The organism is Agrobacterium sp. 16-2014-1-2a, from assembly GCF_053522705.1.
In genome coordinates this window covers 35,378-55,517 of sequence record NZ_JBNWBX010000012.1, presented here as the reverse complement: position 1 = coordinate 55,517, position 20,140 = coordinate 35,378, and the positions used below count along the sequence as shown (strand labels likewise).

The window sequence follows — 20,140 nt, the reverse complement described above, 5'->3', positions numbered from 1 at the left end:
AACCATGTCGGAAAAAAGAGTTCAGCCCCTGGCGCGTGATGCAATGGCCTATGTTCTCGCGGGCGGTAGAGGAAGCCGTTTGAAGGAATTGACAGACCGCCGGGCAAAACCAGCGGTTTATTTTGGCGGTAAGGCCCGCATTATCGATTTTGCACTTTCGAACGCGCTGAATTCCGGCATTCGCCGCATCGGCGTCGCCACGCAATACAAGGCTCACTCCCTCATCCGCCACCTGCAACGCGGCTGGGACTTCTTCCGTCCAGAGCGTAACGAAAGCTTTGACATTCTGCCGGCCTCGCAACGCGTGTCCGAAACGCAATGGTACGAAGGCACCGCCGACGCCGTTTACCAGAACATCGACATTATCGAGCCCTATGCGCCTGAATATATGGTCATTCTGGCCGGCGACCATATTTACAAGATGGACTACGAATACATGCTGCAACAGCATGTCGATTCCGGCGCGGATGTAACGATCGGTTGCCTTGAAGTGCCACGCAAGGAAGCGTCGGGCTTCGGCGTGATGCATGTGAACGAAAAAGACGAGATCATCGACTTCATCGAAAAGCCGGCTGATCCGCCCGGCATTCCCGGAAATGAGAATTTCGCGCTTGCCTCGATGGGGATCTACGTCTTCCATACGAAATTCCTGATGGAAGCGCTGCGTCGCGATGCCGCCGACCCCACCTCCAGCCGCGACTTCGGCAAGGACATCATTCCCTACATTGTCCAGCACGGCAAAGCCGTCGCCCACCGTTTTGCGGACTCCTGCGTGCGTTCGGATTTCGAGCACGGACCATACTGGCGCGATGTCGGAACCATCGATGCCTATTGGCAGGCCAATATCGACCTGACGGATGTGGTGCCTGACCTCGATATCTATGACAAGTCCTGGCCGATCTGGACCTATGCGGAAATCACTCCGCCGGCGAAATTCGTGCATGACGATGAGGACCGCCGCGGTTCTGCCGTGTCGTCGGTTGTGTCGGGCGATTGCATCATTTCCGGCGCCGCCCTCAACCGTAGCCTTCTGTTCACAGGCGTGCGCGCCAATTCATACTCCCGCCTTGAGAATGCCGTAGTACTGCCGAGTGTAAAGATCGGGCGCCACGCCCAGCTCAGCAACGTCGTCATCGACCATGGAGTGGTCATTCCGGAAGGACTGATTGTAGGAGAAGACCCCGAACTGGATGCCAAACGTTTCCGCCGCACGGAAAACGGCATTTGCCTTATCACCCAATCGATGATCGACAAGCTGGACCTGTAGAGCCCATGAATGTCCTTTCGGTTTCATCCGAAATTTATCCCCTGATCAAGACCGGAGGGCTCGCCGACGTTACCGGCGCCCTCCCCATCGCTCTCGAAGCCTATGGTGTGAGAACGCGCACATTGATACCCGGATATCCGGCGGTGAAAGCCGCCGTGACGGATCCCGTCAAATGTTTTGAGTTCACCGATCTGCTTGGCGAAAAGGCCGATCTGCTTGAAGTCGAACATGAGGGGCTAGACCTTCTGATCCTTGACGCGCCCGCCTATTACGAGCGTTCCGGCGGCCCCTATCTCGGCCAGACCGGCAAGGATTATCCCGATAACTGGAAGCGCTTTGCGGCGCTCTCGCTGGCAGCGGCACGAATCGGCGCCGGTGTGCTTCCCGGCTGGCGGCCGGATATGGTGCACGCCCATGACTGGCAGGCAGCGATGACCCCGGTCTATATGCGTTATGCCGAAACGCCAGAGATTCCGAGCCTTCTCACCATCCACAACATTGCTTTTCAGGGTCAGTTCGGGGCCAATATCTTCAGCAAGCTCGAATTGCCCGCCCACGCCTTCGGCATGGAAGGCATCGAATATTATAACGATGTCAGCTTCCTCAAGGGCGGCTTGCAGACGGCAACCGCACTCAGCACGGTCAGCCCATCCTATGCGGAAGAAATCCTGACCGCGGAATTCGGCATGGGGCTGCAAGGGGTGATCGGCAGCCGCGCCCATGTGCTGCACGGTATCGTCAACGGCATTGACGCCGATGTCTGGAACCCGGCCACCGACCATCTGATCCACGACAACTATTCCGTCACCAATCTCAAGAACCGCGCGCTGAACAAGAAGGCCGTCGCAGAACATTTCCGCATCGACCAGGATGACAGTCCGCTCTTCTGCGTCATCTCCCGGCTGACTTGGCAAAAGGGCATCGATCTCATGGCGGAAGCCGTGGACGAAATCGTTTCCCTCGGCGGCCGTCTGGTCGTGCTGGGCGCCGGCGATGTGGCATTGGAAGGCGCGCTTCTGGCGGCGGCATCCCGCCACCATGGCCGCGTCGGTGTCGCCATCGGTTATAATGAGCCGCTGTCGCATCTGATGCAGGCGGGTTGCGATGCGATCATCATCCCCTCGCGCTTCGAGCCCTGCGGCCTTACCCAGCTTTACGCGCTGCGTTATGGCTGCGTTCCCGTGGTTGCCCGAACCGGCGGCCTTGCCGATACGGTGATCGACGCCAACCATGCCGCCATCGCCAATAAATCGGCGACCGGTGTACAATTCTCACCCGTCACGCTCGACGGTCTGAAACAGGCGATCCGTCGAACCATCCGTTATTACAACGACCCGAAACTATGGACACAAATGCAGAAACTCGGAATGAAATCCGATGTTTCCTGGGAAAAAAGCGCTGCGCTCTATGCCGCGCTTTACAGCCAGCTTATTTCGAGAGGCCATTGAAACAATGATCAAGACCGTTCAGACGACACCCTTTCAGGATCAGAAGCCGGGCACATCCGGCCTGCGCAAGAAGGTACCCGTCTTCGCCCAGGAAAATTATGCCGAAAACTTCATCCAGTCGATCTTCGACTCGCTTGAGGGCTTTCAGGGCCAGACGCTGGTGATCGGCGGCGATGGCCGTTATTACAACCGCGAAGTCATCCAGAAGGCGATCAAGATGGCGGCCGCCGCCGGTTTCGGCAAGGTGCTGGTCGGTCAGGGCGGCATTCTCTCCACTCCCGCCGCCTCCAATATCATCCGCAAATACAAAGCCTTCGGCGGCATCGTGCTTTCCGCCAGCCATAATCCCGGCGGCCCGAACGAAGATTTCGGCATCAAATACAATATCGGCAATGGCGGCCCAGCGCCGGAAAAGATCACCGACGCGATCTATGCCCGCTCGAAGGTCATCGATAGCTACAAGATTTCCGACGCTGCAGACGTCGATCTCGACAAGGTGGGCAGCTTCAAGGTGGATGAACTGACGGTCGACGTCATCGATCCGGTCGCCGATTATGCCGCTTTGATGGAAGAACTGTTCGATTTTGCCGCCATTCGCGCCCTGATTGCCGGCGGCTTCAAGGTTGTCGTCGATTCAATGAGTGCCGTCACCGGCCCCTATGCCGTGGAAATCATCGAAAAGCGTCTCGGCGCGCCGAAGGGCTCGGTCCGCAACGCAACGCCCCTGCCCGATTTCGGCGGCCACCACCCTGACCCGAACCTGGTGCACGCCAAGGAGCTTTACGACGATGTCATGAGCCCGGAAGGTCCCGATTTCGGCGCGGCGTCGGATGGCGACGGCGACCGCAACATGGTGGTCGGCAAGGGCATGTTTGTCACCCCGTCCGACAGCCTGGCGATCATCGCCGCCAATGCGCGGCTCGCGCCCGGTTATGCCGCCGGCATTTCCGGCATCGCCCGTTCCATGCCGACAAGTGCCGCAGCCGACCGCGTCGCCGAAAAGCTTGGGCTTGGCATGTACGAGACGCCAACCGGCTGGAAATTTTTCGGCAACCTCATGGATGCCGGCAAGGTTACAATCTGCGGTGAGGAAAGCTTCGGCACCGGCTCCAACCACGTGCGCGAAAAGGATGGCCTGTGGGCCGTGCTCTACTGGCTGAACATTGTCGCCGCCCGCAAGGAAAGCGTGAAGGACATCGTTACCAAGCACTGGGCCGAATATGGCCGCAACTATTATTCCCGCCACGATTATGAGGAAGTGGATTCGGACGCAGCAAACACGCTGGTGGCCATCCTGCGCGAAAAACTCGCAACACTTCCAGGCACCAGCTACGGCAATCTTAAGGTCGCAGCTGCTGATGATTTCGCCTATCTCGACCCGGTCGACCAGTCCGTCAGCAAGAACCAGGGTATCCGCATCCTGTTCGAAGGTGGTTCGCGCATCGTGCTGCGCCTTTCCGGCACGGGCACTGCGGGCGCAACGCTCAGACTTTACGTCGAGCGCTATGAGCCGGATGCGGCCCGTCACGGCATCGAAACGCAGGCGGCGCTTGCCGACCTTATTTCCGTTGCCGATACGATCGCCGGCATCAAGGCCCATACCGGCCGCAACGAACCGACCGTCATCACGTAAGGTTTTGCATTGCACGCACCGTTTCCGGCAACGGGCATAGCGAAAAACTTGGCAGGCGGCCAGGAGGCCGCCTGAGGTTACTGACTAACCTCCCCGCCAGACTTGATATCATCATCTTCCGGAGAGAGAGACCATGCAGAAACCAGCCGTTTTCCCCAAAGGCGTAACCCAGACGGAAAACGGAACGGAATTTGCGGTCTATTCCCGGCACGCCTCACAAATCGACCTTTGCCTTTTTGATGCGACGGGCGAAAAAGAGACGGCGCGTTTGCCAATGAGGCGCGATGAGAATGACATTCACCGGCTGACAGTTGCCGAGACCGGCCCCGGTGCGCGATATGGCTACCGCGCCGACGGTATTTATGCCCCCGAACATGGCCTGTGGTTCGACCCCGCAAAACTGCTGCTAGACCCCTATGCCACGGAGATAGACCGGCCATTCCGGCATGATGCCGCGCTTTTGGCCTATGGCGAAGACACGGGCGCGATCATGCCGAAGGCGATCCTGTCGCAATATGAGCAGGTCAGGCGCCAGCCGCCACGCTTTGCCGAAGGCGGGCTGATTTACGAACTCGCGGTTAAATCCTTCACCAAATTGCATCCTGCCGTGCCGGAAGAGCTGAGAGGCACGGTGGCAGCGCTGGCTCATCCTGCCATTATCGCGCATTTGAAAAAAATCGGTGTCGATGCGGTGGAGCTGATGCCGATCACCGCCTGGATCGACGAGCGCCACCTGCCGCCGCTTGGCCTTTCCAATGCATGGGGATACAACCCCGTTGGCTTCATGGCGCTCGATCCGCGCCTCTGCCCCGGCGGAGTGCGGGAGCTGCGCGACACGGTTGCAGCCCTGCACGCGCAAGGCATCGGCGTCATTCTCGATCTGGTCTTCAACCATACGGGTGAAAGCGACAGCGAAGGCTCCATCCTGTCTTTGCGCGGACTGGACAATCTCACCGCTTTCCGTCACCCGGAAGGAAAGCCGGGCGTGCTGGTCAATGACACCGGCACCGGCAACACGGTGGCCTGCGATCATCCCTATGTGCGCCAGCTCATTATCGATTCCCTCAGGCATTTCGTTCTCAATGCCGGTATCGATGGCTTCCGTTTCGATCTCGCGCCCATATTGGGACGAACGGCTAGTGGCTTCGACATGGCCAGCGAAACGCTTGCCGCCATGCACTCTGACCCGGTACTATACGACCGCGTGCTGATCGCCGAACCATGGGATATCGGCCCCGGCGGCTATCAGCTCGGCAATTTTCCGGAGAGCTTTCTGGAATGGAACGACCGCGCCCGCGACGACATGCGCCGGTTCTGGCGCGGCGATGCGGGAACGACCGGGGCGTTGGCCAATGCGCTTTCCGGCTCTTCGCCGATCTTTTCCCGCCATGGACGTTCGAAAAGCCGCAGCGTCAATTTCCTTGCCGCCCATGACGGTTTCACCCTGTTCGATCTCGTCAGCCACGAACACAAGCACAATGAGAAAAACGGCGAGAACAATCGCGACGGGCATAATGAAAATCATTCCTGGAACAATGGTTTGGAGGGATTGACGGACGATCCTGCCGTCGTGGCCGCCCGCCACGCGGATGTGAAAGCGCTGCTTTCCACGCTCTTCGTCAGTCGCGGCACGTTGATGCTGACCGCCGGCGATGAGGGTGGCCGCAGCCAGCATGGCAATAACAATGCCTATTGCCAGGACAACGAGATAACATGGGTCGACTGGTCGTCGCTCTCCCAGGAGCTGACTGACCACACGGCATTTCTTGCAGCACTTCGCAAACGCTTCGGCGTGTTTTCGCAAACCGAGTTTTTCTCCGGCAACGGCGATGTGACATGGCTTGCCCCCGGCGGAGAACCGATGATCGTCGCGGAATGGGAAAGGCCGGACATGCCGGCTTTCGCCATGGTGCTTGCCACGCCGGACCACGAGACCGAAAACGACGCGGAGCTTGCCGTGCTCATCAACCGCAGCCATGAGATCGTGCCCTTCACCCTGCCGGGCGACGACTGGCAAGCGATCGGCACGGATTTCGGCAATCCGGCCTTCCTGCCTGCCCGCTCGGTAGTGTTTTATCTGCGCGGTTGATCGCTTGGCCCCGGCACCTTTATAAGTTCCGAAAGGCAATCGAGAAGAGGTAACATGGCAAAGGAAATAGCGCTGGCGGAAATGAAAAATTTCGTCGGCACGGAGCTGGGCGTTTCCGACTGGATCACCGTCGACCAGACAATGATCGACGCCTTCGCAAAAGCGACGCTGGACGAACAGTTCATCCACACCGACCCGGAACGCGCCAAGGCGGAAAGCCCCTTTGGCGGCACTATCGCGCATGGGTTCCTGACGCTCTCGCTGCTTTCGGCTCTGAATTACGATGCCCTGCCCCGCATTCGCGAAACGACCATGGGCATCAACTACGGCTTTGACGCCGTCCGCTTCGTCACGCCGGTCAAAAGCGGAGCACGGGTGCGTGGCCGTTTCACTTTGGCCGAGGCGCGGTTTCGCGGCGCCGCCATGCTGGTAACGACCTATGATGTTACGGTGGAGATAGAAAACGAGAAAAAACCGGCGCTCACTGCCCGCTGGACAACCATCACCCAATTCAACCCCGAGGACAGGCCGCAAGACGCCTGATGGCGAAGTAAATCCCAATTTGAGATCGGAGTGTCTGTGAGATTCGCATATTTGATAGAACCTCCGTTCAACTACAGGAACGAATGCGGCGATGTGACCGGGTGCGATGTGGAGTTGGCGCGAGTCATTCTAGCCATGATTGGTATTCATGACATTGAATTCATCGAAACCGAATTCTCGCAATTGTTGCCTGGGCTGAACGAAAACCTTTGGGATATGACTACTGGCCTCTTCGATACCGCTGAACGCAGAAAGATCGTGACGTTCAGCCATCCCATCTGGGCGTTGCCTGATGGACTCTTGGTGAGGAAGGGCAACCTCAGAGATCTGGGCGGATACGCATCGGCAGCAAAAAATCCGGAATGTACGCTGGTCGCGATCCGTGATCAGATACAACATCGCGCAATTATGGAAGCGGGCGTGCCCGATGACCGCATTCTCATTTGCGAGACTTACGACGAGGCCGCTCAGGCCGTATTGGATGGGCGTGCCGACGCCTATGCCAGCGTGGCCATGGCCCATCTCGGTTTTATGCAGCAAAATCCAGAGCTCGATTTGGAAGTTGTCTCTGTTTTACCGAAAGAGAGACCAGCAGCCTCAGGCGCATTTGCTTTCCGCCAATCCGACCGGGAACTCCAGAGCGCGGTCGATGCGGCGCTTCTTTGTTATATCGGATCAGACGAGCACCGTGTGCTGATGCGCAATTTTGGTTTTAATGATCAAGCCCTCGTCAACGGCGAGGCCAGTCTGGCAAAGTAACGCCGGACTGCGCAAAGGAGACGGCCCAATGCATGATGAAGCCGTAAGAGACGCGTTTCTCGCACAGGCAAGAGCCTGCGACAGCCTCGGTTCGCCCTTTACCGCACGGCTTTGCCGCGCGGTGGCGGCGCGGCTGGATCGCCAGACGGACGTTGGCGAGATGATTTTGTCCTGGCCTGGCGATGTCGGCCCGTCCGGCGATTCCGTTCCACTGCGGCTTGCCGGTGCCCTGCATGCGCTTGTCATCGAGGACAAGATCACTCCTCTTGTCGATATAGCACCCGAAGACGAGAATGCGCTCTGGCAGGCTTGCGCAAGTGCCTTGCGCTTCCATTCGGGCTTCATCCTCGAAAGGCTGAAATCGCCGCCGCAGACCAACGAAGTCCGCCGTTCCGCTGTGCTGCTGCCGGGTTTTCTTTCCATTGCGGAGCTTTTGGGCAAGCCGCTGGTCCTTTCAGAGGTCGGCGCCAGCGCCGGTCTGAACCTGCAATTTGACCGCTACCAGTATCGTCTTGGCGATCTTGCCTGGGGCAGGCAATCCGAAGTGTCCATGTCGCCGGAATGGCGCGGAGACACCCCGCCCGACAAGCGGATAGAGGTCATCGAGCGCGCCGGCTGCGATCTTAACCCACTCGATCCGTCGTCTGCCGAGGACCGGTTGCGGCTGATGTCATATGTCTGGGCCGATCAGACCGACAGGCTGGAGCGCACGGCGGCCGCCCTGCGTATTGCGGTGGAGAACGGCTTGCACGTTGAAAAGGCTGACGCAATTGACTGGCTGCAACGCCGCCTTGCCGCGCAACATTCGGGCGCTGCCCATGTGGTCTACCATTCCGTCGCCTGGCAATATCTGCCCGATGCGCTGAAAGAGGCCGGCGAAACGCTGATCGCCGAGGCTGGAAGCCGTGCCACCCCTGAGGCTCCGCTTGCCCGCCTGCAGATGGAGGCAGATACGACGCCGGGAAGCGCCGCAATCACCCTGCAAATCTGGCCGACCGGTAAGAAACAGGAAATCGGCCGCGCCGATTTCCATGGGCGATGGGTGGAATGGCAGGGGTGGAAAAGCTAGACCGCCACGTCCTGCGCCGCTTCCTGCAACAGGCCGCCGACATATTCGGCGAAGGAGCGCCAGCACTCTACCCGGAACGTATCGTCAGCCACGCGCAGCAGCACCACTTCCGCCTTGCCGAAAACCGTTCGCGAGCAGGCGCCGATCGGGAACTGTGCGATAGACAGATCCTGCGGGCAACCGGCGTTCAGAGCTGCCTCCGCGCCGGGGCCGGAAACGATGACAGCCGTGTTGCGGTGGGAAACGTCGGTCGCCGAAAACAGGCCGGGAACGGTGGCGAGCGCCGCCATCAGGTCGCTTTCGCCCTGATCGATCACCAGCCATTCGTCCGGACCAAGCCAGAGAGCGGAGCGCAAACCCGATGTGACAGAGCTTTTCGGGCTGTTGGGCAATAACAGGCCGAGTGCATCCGAGAGGGCCGGCAGTGCGCTTTCCCTTGCGCGCAGCGACAGCCGCGACGCCGAGGCGGCGGGCTTCAGCGAGACGAAGGGCGAACCACCGTGGAAATCCTCGAGTACGGATTTGCGTTTTGCGTGAAGTGTGTCAGCCATTGAGACGGGCTCCTTCCTTGTCGAGGAAGACCATGTCGGTCACTTCGACGGCAATTGTTTTATCGGCAAGCGGGATGTAGAGCGTTTCGCCCATGCGCGCCCTGCCATCCGCCACCAGCGCAAAGGCGATGGAGTGGCCGAGATTTTCCGACCAGTAGGCGGAAGTGACATGGCCGAGCATGGTCATGGGTTTCGGCTGGTTTGGATCAGCAACGATCTGGCCACCCTCTTCGGGAACAGTCAGCCGGTCCTTCGTCTTGAGGCCCACAAGCTGCTTTCGACCGGAGCGCATGAGATCCGGGCGTTTCAGACCGCGAATACCGACGAAATCCGTCTTCTTCTTGGAAACGGCCCAGGCAAGCCCCGCATCGTCAGGTGTCACGGTGCCGTCGGTATCCTGTCCGACGATGATGTAACCCTTTTCGGCACGCAGGATGTGCATGGTCTCGGTGCCATAAAGGCATCCGCCCACCGCTTCGGCCCGTTCACGGATCGCGGTCCAGACGGCAGCGCCGTAATCGGCCGGAACGTTGATTTCGAAACCAAGCTCACCCGTGAATGATACACGGAAGAGACGCGTGGGCACACCGCAGAAGGTGCCTTCCGCGACCGCCATATGCGGGAAGGCTTCGGGCGAAATATCGATACCCTCGACGAAAGGCGCGATCACCTCGCGCGCTTTCGGTCCCTGCACCGCAATCACCGCCCATTGTTCGGTCGCCGATGTCAGCCAGACATTCAGCTCGGGGAATTCGGTCTGGAGATAATCCTCCATGTGCTGGAGAACGCGCGGTGCGCCGCCCGTCGTCGTCGTCACGTGGAAACGGTCCTCGGAAAGACGACCGACAACACCGTCATCGTAAACGAAACCGTCCTCGCGCGTCATGATGCCATAGCGGCAACGGCCGGGTTTCAGTGTGTCCCAGGCATTTGTGTAGATGAGGTTCAGGAACTTAGCCGCATCGGGGCCGACCACCTCGATCTTGCCGAGCGTGGAGGCATCGAACACGCCGACGCTTGTCCGCACCGTCTTGCATTCGCGGTTGAGCGCCTCGTGCATATCCTCTCCGCCGCGCGGGAAGAACCATGCGCGCTTCCAGTTGCCGACATCCTCGAAAAGGGCGCCTGCCGCAGCCTCTTCGTCATGCATCGGCGTCTTGCGGGTCGGGTCGAACAGCGCACCGCGCGAATGGTTGATGAGCGTGCCGAAGGTGACCGGCGTGTAGGGTTGGCGGAAAGTGGTGAGACCGACCTTCGGCAGATCCCGCCCAAGCGCTTCCGAGGCAATGGCAAGGCCATGCATGTTGGACATCTTGCCCTGATCGGACGCCATGCCATTGGTGGTGAAGCGCTTGATATGCTCGACCGAATGCATGCCTTCACGCACGGCCAGGCGAATATCCTTGGCGCAGACATCGTGCTGGAAATCGATGAAGGCCTTGACGCCGGTGCCTTCGCCTGCCCCTTCCGCAGCGCCGATCATGCCGCCGGTCCAGGCGCGCGCATTCTCGCCGGAGAATTCCGCTGCACCGCCGCCTGCGGCAGCAGCCTCGGCGATCAATGCGGCGAGATCGTCCGTGCCGTTGCAGGCGCCGACTGACACACAATTCTGCACATGGATGTCAGGCAGGAACCGCTGGTTTGCCGCGTCAAACTTCAGCTTGCCGCGCGATTGCGAGAAGAGATGCACCGAAGGCGTCCAGCCCGCCGAAACGACGAGCGCGTCGATGGCAATCTTGCGCTTGTTAGAGCCGCCATTGCGGCCAACGCTCATGGAAGAAACGCGCAGCCGCCCTGACGTATCGTAAACACTGTGACCCGCCAGTACCTCGATGCCCAGCGCCCGCGCCTCGTCCAGCAGCCGCCGATCGGGGTTCTCGCGGCAATCCACGATAGCGGCGATCTTCACACCCGCTTTCTTGAGATCGAATGCCGTCTCATAGGCAGAATCATGGGCAGTGTAGACACCGACATTATTGCCGACGGTCACGCCGTAATGGTTGAGATAGATGCGCGCAGCAGAAGCCAGCATGATGCCGGGACGATCATTATTGGCAAAGACCATGTGCCGCTCGATCGCGCCTGCCGCCAGAACGACTTTCTTGGCGCGGACCTGCCACAGTCTTTCACGTGGCTGGTGTTTGGCCGGCGTGGCGAGGTGATCGGTCACACGCTCGGCCAGCGCCACGAAATTGTGGTTGTAATAACCGAACGCTGTCGTGCGGGTCAGAACACGCACATTGGGCAGCGATTTCAGTTCGGTGAAAACTTTTTGCGCCCAGTCATATCCGGACAGGCCGTCGATGACCGCACCGGTATCAAAACGCAGCGCGCCGCCAACTTCGGCATTCTCATCAACCAGAATGACGCTGGCGCCAGTTTTTGCAGCGGCGAGCGCCGCTGTCAGCCCGGCCACACCGCCGCCGGCCACCAGCACGTCGCAATGGGCATAGCGGCCGGAATAATGATCCGCATCCGGCTCGGTCGGCGCCTTGCCGAGACCGGCTGCGCGACGGATGATCGGTTCATAAATCTTGTGCCACGCGGCCTTCGGCCACATGAAGGTCTTATAGTAGAAACCAGCCGCAAACATCGGCGACAGGAAATCGTTGATCGCACTGATATCGAAGGACAGCGACGGAAAGCGGTTCTGCGAGGCGATGATGGCGCCGTCGAATACATCCTGCACCGTGGCGCGCACATTCGGCTGTTTGCGCAGGCTGTCACGCGATACGTCGATCAGCGCATTCGGCTCCTCCGGGCCGGCGGAAAGGAAACCACGCGGGCGGTGATATTTGAACGAACGGCCAATCAGATGCACGCCATTCGCCAGAAGTGCGGATGCAACCGTGTCGCCTTCCAGCGCCTGATAGATCTTGCCGTCGAAGGTGAAGCGTGCCGTTCTGGCAGGTGTCAGGCGACCGGCGCCCTTGATACGATAATCGCCGCTCATTGCGCAGCTCCCTTTTGGGCGGAAAGAACCGCGTCGGCATCCGGTTTCGGCTCGCCTGCCTTGTAGGTCATCAGGAATTTATCGCTGACGGAATCGCGGGCGGCGTTGAAAAAGCGGCCGCAACCGTGAATGTGGCGCCAGCGCTCGAAAACGAGACCTTTGTCATTGTCGCGAATGAAGAAATATTCGGCAAAGGCCTCGTCCGAAATATCGGCAATGTTTTCCGGCCGGGCGATATGGGCTTCGCCCGCCCAGCGAAATTCGAGTTCGGAACGGTCTTCCCGGCAATAAGGGCAATGGATCAGAAGCATCGTGGCTCCACCTTCAAAGAGAACTTTCCGGAAGCATGCTTCCGGCGGGTTGGTCACACAGCCGCTTTCCCATCGCAACGAAGGGGGAAAGCCGCTTCAAGAGCTGCTCGAAATTATCGAATGGTTTCAGCGCCGAGGCCCGACCCATATTGATGATGGCAACCGCCATCATGTCGGTGTCGATCGCGAAGGGCTGGTCCTGCGCACCATTTTCCTTCTCGCCGACGAAATAGACCAGCTTGTCCGCGAGACTCGGGGCGCAGAGCAAAAGGCCTTTTTCCGCCACGAAAGGCCAGTCGCGTTCACCCTGCATTCTCTGGATTTTCTGGCTACGAAAATCCCCCATCTCGGGGATGAGATTGCCCGCCGGCACGACCGCCGCCGCAACACCCATGTTTGCCGAAAGCATAACCGCCGCCAGCATCAGTGCGCCACGGCGGCGGCAGCGGCCTCGTCGATGAGGCGTCCGGTGCGGAAACGATCGAGCGTCAGCCCCGCCGCCAGACGGTGCGGTTCGCCGCGCGCGATGAGATGCGCAAACAGATTGGCCGAGCCCGGTGTCGCCTTGAAACCGCCCGTGCCCCAACCGCAATTGACAAAGAGATTTGGCACCGGCGTCACACTCTGAATGGCGGAGCGATCGGGTGTATTGTCGGTAATGCCGCCCCATTGGCGCATCATCTTGACGCGGCGGAAAATCGGGAACAGCTCGCAGATGGCGTCAAGCGTATGCGTGATGATCTGCAGGCCGCCAGTCTGGGAGTAGGAATTATACTGGTCGGTGCCAGCACCGATGACCAGCTCGCCCTTGTCCGACTGGGAGATATAGGCATGTACCGTATTGGACATGACGACACAGGGGAAGATCGGCTTCAGCGGCTCTGATACCAGCGCCTGCAACGGGTTGGAATGCAGAGGCACACGCACATCCGCCATTTTCATCAGAACGGAGGAGTGGCCGGCGGCGGAAACGCCGATTTTCTTTGCGCCAATGAAACCGCGATTGGTCTCGACGCCCGTGACCGCGCCATCAGGTCCGCGCCTGATGGCCGTGACTTCGCAATTCTGGATGATGTGCACGCCGCGATCGGAAGCCGCACGCGCATATCCCCAGGCCACCGCATCGTGACGCGCCGTGCCGCCGCGCCGCTGGAGGGCAGCACCGTTGATCGGATAACGCGCATTGCCGGAAATCTCGAGCGGCGGGCAATAGGCCTTGGCCTGTTCCGGCGTCAGCCATTCATTGTCTATTCCATAGAGACGGTTGGCATTGATATGGCGCTTGAAGGACTGCTGGTCGTGAATATTGTGCGACAGCATCATAACGCCGCGCGCCGAATACATGACGTTGTAATTGAGATCCTGGCTCAGGCCTTCCCATAATTTCAGGGAATGCTCGTAGATATCCATGCTCTCTTCATAGAGATAATTGGAGCGGATGATGGTGGTGTTGCGGCCGGTATTGCCGCCGCCTAGCCAGCCCTTTTCCAACACCGCTATATTGGTAATGCCGTGTTCCTTGGCAAGATAATAGGCGGCCCCAAGACCGTGGCCGCCGCCACCGATGATGATGACGTCATATTCCTTGCGCGGCTCGGGCGACGCCCATTGCGCATCCCACCCCTTATGACTCCGCAACGCCTCGCGCGCCACGGCAAAAACGGAATATTTGCGCATTCGCAGTCTGCTCCTCAAGAACCGGCCAGAAGCCGAAAGCATAGCTCCGGCACATATTATACACATGGCAAATCGGCATCGGAGGCAATATCCATTTTGCGACGCCGCAATGCTTTTGTTTCGACATTGCAGGCAGAATGCCGGGATAGCTGGATTTTGGCTGTTGAATATGCGGTACCGTATGGACTTGCTGCAAATGTTCTGATATTGCACGTCACCAATCGCTAGGCTCGACGGCCGAACGAACGATTTTATTTGCGTGCGAATGCCTTTATTCTCACAGCAAGACAACCAAACAAAAGGAACGGGTTTCACGTGCAGGTACTAGTCCGCGACAATAACGTTGATCAGGCGCTTCGCGCTCTCAAGAAAAAGATGCAGCGCGAAGGCATTTTCCGTGAAATGAAAATGCGCGATTATTACGAAAAGCCTTCCCAGAAGCGCGCCCGCGAAAAGGCTGAAGCTGTTCGTCGCGTTCGCAAGCTGGCACGCAAGCGCGCACAGCGCGAAGGTCTGGTTGCAGCTCCGCGCGCAGGCCGTTAATAGGCCGTCTTTTGGACGTTTTTGAATGCTTGTTGGGCGGGGGCGATCAATTCGCCGCCGCTCTTTGTGTTTGTGGCCGGAGAATGATCTTGAGACCGGCCTGCGAGGGAACCCCCACCGAATGACCGCTGTTGATGCCTGTGTTGTGAAAAACTCCGATGCCTCCACGCGCCGGGTGCTCCTGAAAAACAACAAGAGATTCCGTGTTTCCCTTGTCGTCTGTACCGTCCTTGCCGGTCTTTCCGGCTGCGCTACGTCCAACCAGACTGACGATGTCTTCAGGATCGACCGTGCCCAGGGCTCGCAGGAAAACATTGCCTCGCTCACCTCGGTCATCAACGCCAATCCGCAGGATCCGGAAGGCTATAACGTCCGTGGCTCCGCTTACGGCCGCGCCGGCGATTCGCGCCGCGCCATCGAGGATTTCAACAAGGCGCTGCAACTGAACCCGCGCTTTTATCAGGCCTATGCCAACCGCGCGCTCGTGTATCGCAATTCCGGCCAGCAGCAGCAGGCCTTGCAGGATTACAACGCCGCTTTGCAGATCAATGCGAGCTATGACGTAGCCCTGATCGGCCGTGGCAATCTTTACCGCCAGTCCGGCCGCGTCAACGAAGCTTTCAACGACTTCTCCCGCGCCATCGAACTCGAAACCACCGATGGCCGCGCGTGGCACAATCGTGGCCTGATCTACCAGCTGCGTAACCAGCATGCCCAGGCCATCGAGGACTTCTCCAAGGCCATCTCGCTGTCCTCAACCTCGCCGGAACCCTATAACGGCCGTGGTCTTTCCTATGTCGCGCTGAATGACGACGAAAACGCTTTCGCCGATTTCAACCACGCCATTTCGCTTGATGGCAACGTCGCAGAATCATGGGCCAACCAGGCACTGGTCTATGAGCGCCGCGGCGAGATGGCGAAAGCCGCAAAGTCCTATTCGCATGCGGCACGGCTTGATCCGAAATATAAGCCCGCGCTCGACGGCATTGCCCGCACGCGCGGTGCCGGCGCATCCTGATCAAAAACAGATACGAACAGAAAAGCCGGCGGTGCGACACCTGCCGGCTTTTTTATGCGAAACTTTTAAAGCCTCAATGGCTGTCGCGGCGCGCCTCGGGCGTGGCATCCCCCGCCCACAACTCCGCCTGCACCGCATTTTGAAACTCCATGACCTCGCGCCGCATGGCGGCGTCCTCATAGCCGAGGCCCGTCAGATAGGCGGCCAGTTCACGGCATTCCCTGCGCCAGAAATCATTCGCCTCCACACCATGCAGCCGGTCGAGCATGGTTGCGCACCGTTTTACGTTGGCAATACGGTTCTTTGCCGGAAAGGCGATTACTTCCGAATTCGTCGTCACGCGGGCACCTTGCTCTTCGAGGAATCAATACCGACTTTTTAAAGGCTGGATGGTTAACGAAGTCTGCTATGCAGGAGAGAAGGCCGCTAACGCCTTGCAGGGACGGGTTCTGCAGCCTGTCAGACGCAAGAATCTGCGCTGGCGGAGGACACCGATTCGGGCAAATCGCCGATTACCAAGGAATTTACCAATCAAGATTACCGAAATTTCATGCCGTGGGAGATAGAAGAAGTATATGTGTGTTGAAACAACACCGGTCTCATCGTATATTCTTGCAAAGAAAAAAAATGCCGCAGCGCAGCCAAAAACGGAGAAATCGTTCTCGGGAGGAGAGCACCATGTATGCACCTCGTGTATTTTTCAGCATGATTGGTGCATTGCTTGCCTTTGCGGTCGCTACATATTTCATCCACGGGTCGTTCTATACGGCATTCATCCAGACCCTCATCTGCGCCGTCATTCTGCAAACCGGTTATTTTATTGCACTTCTGGTTCTGGTCGCCCGGGAGAAACGCCGGATGCGCGAAACCTTCGCGCTTGATCGCAGCGCCGAGATCATGACGCCGGACACGGTAAGCAGCGCCCCGCCACATGGCGCGAAACTGACCGATATGTGACCTCTCACGCACATTCTTTTATTGCGCCGCAAAAAAATCACTTGCATCCACACCCCTGACACTTTCTGCTGAGCAAATCCTGACGGTTCGTCACAGCAGAAGGACAACACATGGTGAGCGGTTCACAGCCCATTTGCGTCATCATCGCTGCGAAAAATGCATCTGATACGATAGATATCGCCATCCGCTCCGCCCTTGTGGAGCCGGAGGTCGCCGAAGTCATGGTGATCGACGATGGCTCCACCGATACGACCAGCGATGTCGCGCATGCGGCGGATGACGGCACCGGCCGTTTGCGGGTCGTGCGATTCGATGTCAATCGTGGCCCTTCGGCCGCCCGCAACCATGCGATCTCGATTTCATCCGCGCCGCTCATCAGCATTCTCGATGCGGACGACTTTTTTTTCAGAGGCCGTTTTGCCGCCATGCTGGAAAATGACGACTGGGATCTGGTGGCCGACAATATCGCCTTCATCCAGCAATCGGTTCCGGGCGCGTCGTCCATGCAGCCGGCCCGCTTCGAACCACAGGCCCGGTTTCTGTCGCTGACGGAGTTCGTGGAAGGCAATATTTCCAGACCCGGCGTGGAACGCGGGGAAACCGGCTTTCTGAAACCGGTGATCCGCCGCGCCTTTCTGGACAAACATGCGTTGCGGTACGACGAGCGCCTGCGTCTCGGCGAAGACTACGAACTTTATACCCGCGCGCTTGCCGCCGCTGCCCGTTACAAGGTCATCCGTCATTGCGGTTACGGGGCGATTGTCCGCGGCAATTCGTTGAGCGGCCGTCACAGCACGGAAGATCTTCGCCGTTTATACGAAGCGGACAAGGATATTCTCACCAGCTGCAAGCTGTCGGCCAGCGAGACGGCGATCCTGCTCGAGCACGAAAAGCACATCCGCGCGAAATTCGAGCTTCGCCATTTTCTCGATGCGAAAAAGCAGAAAGGGATGGGCGGCGCGTTGAGCCACGCTCTTGCGCGCCTGCCTGCCCTGCCGGCCATCACGCGCGGCATCTGGACCGACAAGACCGCCCGTTTTCGCAAACCGGCGCCGGTTCGGGATATTCGTTATCTGCTGGACGGCACGCCGGTTTCCTGAGGGAAAACCTCCAGCCGCGACGATGATGGCAAGTTCGATATTCTCTCATTCGTCGTGCCGGACTAGATCCGGCATCCAGTCATGGCGCGTCTGCGCCATGAAGAGAGTCTTTTGCGATCAAGGACTTGAGCGCGCTGGACCCCGGATCTAGTCCGGGGTGACTGTGTGCGGAATTGCTGAGGCAACCCGCCTTCAGAGATAATCGCGTTTGACCGTTTCCAGAACAGCGGAAAAACGCTCCTTGCGTTCCTCCAGCCTGCCATCCGGGCTGAGACGCGGTTCGGCACGGCTTGCCTGCCAGAGCGCCAGCGTGGAAGGTGCTGCCAGCACTTGCTTGGCCAGTTTGCGCAGCGACAGGGATTGGCTTGCCTGCGGCCGCACCAGCACATCGCCCTCATGCGCCGGACCGGATCCAGCCTCGGCAATGACGGGGGCTGGCGGCGGCGGGAAGCTCATACCCCAGAAACGCGACCCCTTTTTCGCCGCCTCGGCGCGGGTGGAGACTGGCACGTAACGCGGCTGATACTCCACACCGACCGTGCCTGCCCAATCGCTCCACTTGAAACTGTTGATCGAGGGAGATGTGCTCACCGCCACCCATGGCACGCGGAACGCATCGGCAAGAATGGCGCCATGCATGGATTCGGCCACGATAAATTCAGATTGGGCGATGGCGCGGATGACCGACATCGCCTCGCCGCGCGGGTCGAGATAGGTCAGTCCCGCCGGTTCGCAAACCGTTTCCCACATGCCGAATTCCGCCGATTCCCAATGGGGAACGAAGGTTTTCTTGTAGAGTTTCGGCAGGCCTTTGAACTCTGGCATCTCGGTCACCATCACGGCGGGATCGACAATGCCCTTTTCGGGAGAAAGTCCCAATTTGGCTGCGGTTTTTTCGCCGCGCACGCAGCGAATGTCCCAAAATCCGGTGCTTGTATCCGGCACCGCGCCGTAGCCATAACCGCTGCCGATCACAAGCTTGCGCTGCTTTGCGGGCAACAATGTATCATTGAGAACCGTGCCGACACCGACGAGCATCACATCGTCATGCACGTCCCGCAGCCCGGGCAGCAGAAAGTCCCACAGCCACAGATTGAGATCGTCGCCAAAATTTCCGTGATGCGATTCCCAGTGGTAAGGTTTCATGAAGTCACTCCTGGGTGAAAAACATATAAATTCTTGCAGGCAAGAATTCGATCATCTTGTCCGCACTATTTTGCCTGCGCCGAGCTCGAAAGCCGCTCGCAGGAGTGCCGGATCGCGCATCGCCCACTTCAGCAGCAGTCCGAATTCGGGCACCTTGCGCCGTTTCAGATTGCCCGCCTGGCTCCAGAGCGCCTGTTTGCGCGCCGTATTTTTATAGGAAGCGATCGAGGCCACATCGTCCGGCCGCCGCGAAAATCGCCCCTCCAGCGTATCGAGCGCAACCCAGGTATTGAACTGCTGGCGCAGGAATTCCGGCGAGGTATTGTCGATGCTGTGGAAGATATTGACGCCCATTCCGCGCATGGCACCGGCATCGTCACACAGAAGCGTGCGCTTGGATGCGAGGATGGAATCGCAGAAAAACAGCACATCTTCCGCCGCAAGCCGGAGCGCCGGATCGAAGCGTATCTTTTCAAAAAGCGGGCGGCCGATCACCATGCAGGAGAGATGCAGGAAGCTCCAGTTGCGCAGCATCACGCTTGCCAGATCCGGCAGCTCGATCACCAGAGGCCGCTCGGAAAGCCTTGCGGCGCCCTCGTTCTTTTCCAGCTCGGAAATGGCGAAATGATAATAAAATTCGTCACTTGTCTGCATGGATGCCCAATAGCACTCGCCGCCAAATGTCTTCAGCGCGAAGGCCGCATTCTGGAGATGATCGGGCGTCCAGATGTCGTCCGAGTCAAGAAATGCGACGTAATCGCTGCCAGCAGGAACGTGGTCGAGACCGGTATTACGCGCACCACCCGGCCCGCCATTGGCCTGCTTAATGACGAGAATCCGCTCTTTCTGCGCTTGCGAAAGTTCTGCAAGCTCATTGTCTATCGGGTATGGCGATTCGTCATCGACGATGACAAGATCGAAATCCTGGTAAGTCTGCGCAAAAACCGATGCGAGCGCACGTCCAAGAATCCCGTGCTGCTTTTGGTAATAGGGAATGACGACAGTAAATCTTGCCATTGTTTCGCCCCTTGCGTTGATCAAGAAGTGTCGGGCCCGATCCTAAAAGCGGCCCCGAT

At 58.8% G+C, this 20,140-nt stretch carries 19 protein-coding genes; 11 read left to right on the top strand and 8 right to left on the bottom strand.

Going from position 1 to position 20,140, the window contains the following annotated elements:
- Positions 1–4 precede the first annotated feature (4 nt).
- The 7 genes from glgC (at position 5) to ACQZ45_RS25030 (ending at position 8,808) form a co-directional block, all read left to right on the top strand.
- Positions 5–1,267: a glucose-1-phosphate adenylyltransferase gene (gene glgC, locus ACQZ45_RS25060; protein ID WP_004431809.1), complete on the top strand. Its 1,263-nt coding sequence runs from the start codon at positions 5–7 to the stop codon at positions 1,265–1,267.
- 5 nt (positions 1,268–1,272) lie between these two features.
- Positions 1,273–2,715 carry a glycogen synthase GlgA gene (gene glgA / locus ACQZ45_RS25055; RefSeq protein WP_013762073.1) on the top strand — a complete coding sequence of 481 codons (1,443 nt, stop codon included), beginning with the start codon at positions 1,273–1,275 and terminating at the stop codon, positions 2,713–2,715.
- 4 nt (positions 2,716–2,719) lie between these two features.
- Entirely contained in the window at positions 2,720–4,348 is a 1,629-nt protein-coding gene (locus ACQZ45_RS25050; protein WP_013762072.1) for an alpha-D-glucose phosphate-specific phosphoglucomutase, read from the top strand.
- A gap of 133 nt (positions 4,349–4,481) precedes the next feature.
- A complete protein-coding gene (gene glgX, locus ACQZ45_RS25045; RefSeq protein ID WP_013762071.1) occupies positions 4,482–6,437 on the top strand; it encodes a glycogen debranching protein GlgX in 1,956 nt (651 codons plus the stop codon).
- Between the two features lie 54 nt (positions 6,438–6,491).
- Positions 6,492–6,980, top strand: a complete 489-nt coding sequence (locus ACQZ45_RS25040) for a MaoC family dehydratase (protein WP_004431798.1) — start codon at positions 6,492–6,494, stop codon at positions 6,978–6,980.
- Between the two features lie 30 nt (positions 6,981–7,010).
- Positions 7,011–7,739 (top strand): transporter substrate-binding domain-containing protein, encoded by a 729-nt coding sequence (locus ACQZ45_RS25035; RefSeq protein ID WP_333704544.1) that lies wholly within the window; start codon positions 7,011–7,013, stop codon positions 7,737–7,739.
- A 28-nt stretch (positions 7,740–7,767) separates the two neighbouring features.
- The gene (locus ACQZ45_RS25030; RefSeq protein WP_112191893.1) at positions 7,768–8,808 is read left to right on the top strand and encodes a DUF2332 domain-containing protein; all 1,041 of its coding nucleotides are present in this window, start codon (positions 7,768–7,770) and stop codon (positions 8,806–8,808) included.
- On the opposite strand, the gene ACQZ45_RS25025 is transcribed toward ACQZ45_RS25030, so the two are convergent.
- Genes ACQZ45_RS25025 through ACQZ45_RS25005 form a run of 5 tightly spaced genes read right to left on the bottom strand, consistent with a single transcriptional unit; the run spans position 8,805 to position 14,300 of the window.
- Positions 8,805–9,359: a sarcosine oxidase subunit gamma gene (locus ACQZ45_RS25025; RefSeq protein ID WP_013762067.1), complete on the bottom strand. Its 555-nt coding sequence runs from the start codon at positions 9,357–9,359 to the stop codon at positions 8,805–8,807. The genes ACQZ45_RS25030 and ACQZ45_RS25025 overlap by 4 nt on opposite strands.
- Positions 9,352–12,312, bottom strand: coding sequence for a sarcosine oxidase subunit alpha (locus ACQZ45_RS25020; protein WP_013762066.1), 2,961 nt, complete (start codon positions 12,310–12,312; stop codon positions 9,352–9,354). The genes ACQZ45_RS25025 and ACQZ45_RS25020 overlap by 8 nt, the downstream gene beginning before the upstream one ends.
- Positions 12,309–12,623 carry a sarcosine oxidase subunit delta gene (locus tag ACQZ45_RS25015; protein WP_004431787.1) on the bottom strand — a complete coding sequence of 105 codons (315 nt, stop codon included), beginning with the start codon at positions 12,621–12,623 and terminating at the stop codon, positions 12,309–12,311. The genes ACQZ45_RS25020 and ACQZ45_RS25015 overlap by 4 nt, the downstream gene beginning before the upstream one ends.
- A gap of 13 nt (positions 12,624–12,636) precedes the next feature.
- Positions 12,637–13,047 (bottom strand): hypothetical protein, encoded by a 411-nt coding sequence (locus tag ACQZ45_RS25010; RefSeq protein ID WP_013762065.1) that lies wholly within the window; start codon positions 13,045–13,047, stop codon positions 12,637–12,639.
- A complete protein-coding gene (locus ACQZ45_RS25005; RefSeq protein WP_013762064.1) occupies positions 13,047–14,300 on the bottom strand; it encodes a sarcosine oxidase subunit beta family protein in 1,254 nt (417 codons plus the stop codon). Before ACQZ45_RS25005 ends, ACQZ45_RS25010 begins: the two co-directional genes overlap by 1 nt.
- Positions 14,301–14,615: 315 nt before the next feature.
- On the opposite strand from ACQZ45_RS25005, the gene rpsU reads away from it, so the two are divergent.
- Together rpsU and ACQZ45_RS24995 are read left to right on the top strand one after the other, a co-directional pair.
- A complete protein-coding gene (rpsU, locus tag ACQZ45_RS25000; protein ID WP_003498359.1) occupies positions 14,616–14,843 on the top strand; it encodes a 30S ribosomal protein S21 in 228 nt (75 codons plus the stop codon).
- A gap of 121 nt (positions 14,844–14,964) precedes the next feature.
- Complete coding sequence (locus ACQZ45_RS24995; RefSeq protein ID WP_004431770.1) at positions 14,965–15,861, top strand: tetratricopeptide repeat protein; 897 nt, start codon at positions 14,965–14,967, stop codon at positions 15,859–15,861.
- Between the two features lie 73 nt (positions 15,862–15,934).
- Here the strand turns inward: ACQZ45_RS24995 and ACQZ45_RS24990 are convergent, their stop codons facing one another.
- A complete protein-coding gene (locus ACQZ45_RS24990) occupies positions 15,935–16,201 on the bottom strand; it encodes a DUF6074 family protein (protein ID WP_004431768.1) in 267 nt (88 codons plus the stop codon).
- Between the two features lie 338 nt (positions 16,202–16,539).
- Between ACQZ45_RS24990 and ACQZ45_RS24985 the strand changes: the two genes are divergently transcribed.
- A complete protein-coding gene (locus ACQZ45_RS24985) occupies positions 16,540–16,818 on the top strand; it encodes an exopolysaccharide production repressor protein (RefSeq protein ID WP_019566541.1) in 279 nt (92 codons plus the stop codon).
- Between the two features lie 110 nt (positions 16,819–16,928).
- Positions 16,929–17,918 (top strand): glycosyltransferase family 2 protein, encoded by a 990-nt coding sequence (locus ACQZ45_RS24980; RefSeq protein WP_013762061.1) that lies wholly within the window; start codon positions 16,929–16,931, stop codon positions 17,916–17,918.
- A gap of 192 nt (positions 17,919–18,110) precedes the next feature.
- Here ACQZ45_RS24980 and ACQZ45_RS24975 read toward each other — a convergent pair whose 3' ends face one another.
- Entirely contained in the window at positions 18,111–19,064 is a 954-nt protein-coding gene (locus ACQZ45_RS24975; RefSeq protein ID WP_013762060.1) for a polysaccharide pyruvyl transferase family protein, read from the bottom strand.
- Positions 19,065–19,115: 51 nt separating this feature from the next.
- The gene (locus tag ACQZ45_RS24970) at positions 19,116–20,081 is read right to left on the bottom strand and encodes a glycosyltransferase family 2 protein (RefSeq protein WP_013762059.1); all 966 of its coding nucleotides are present in this window, start codon (positions 20,079–20,081) and stop codon (positions 19,116–19,118) included.
- Positions 20,082–20,140: the final 59 nt, after the last annotated feature.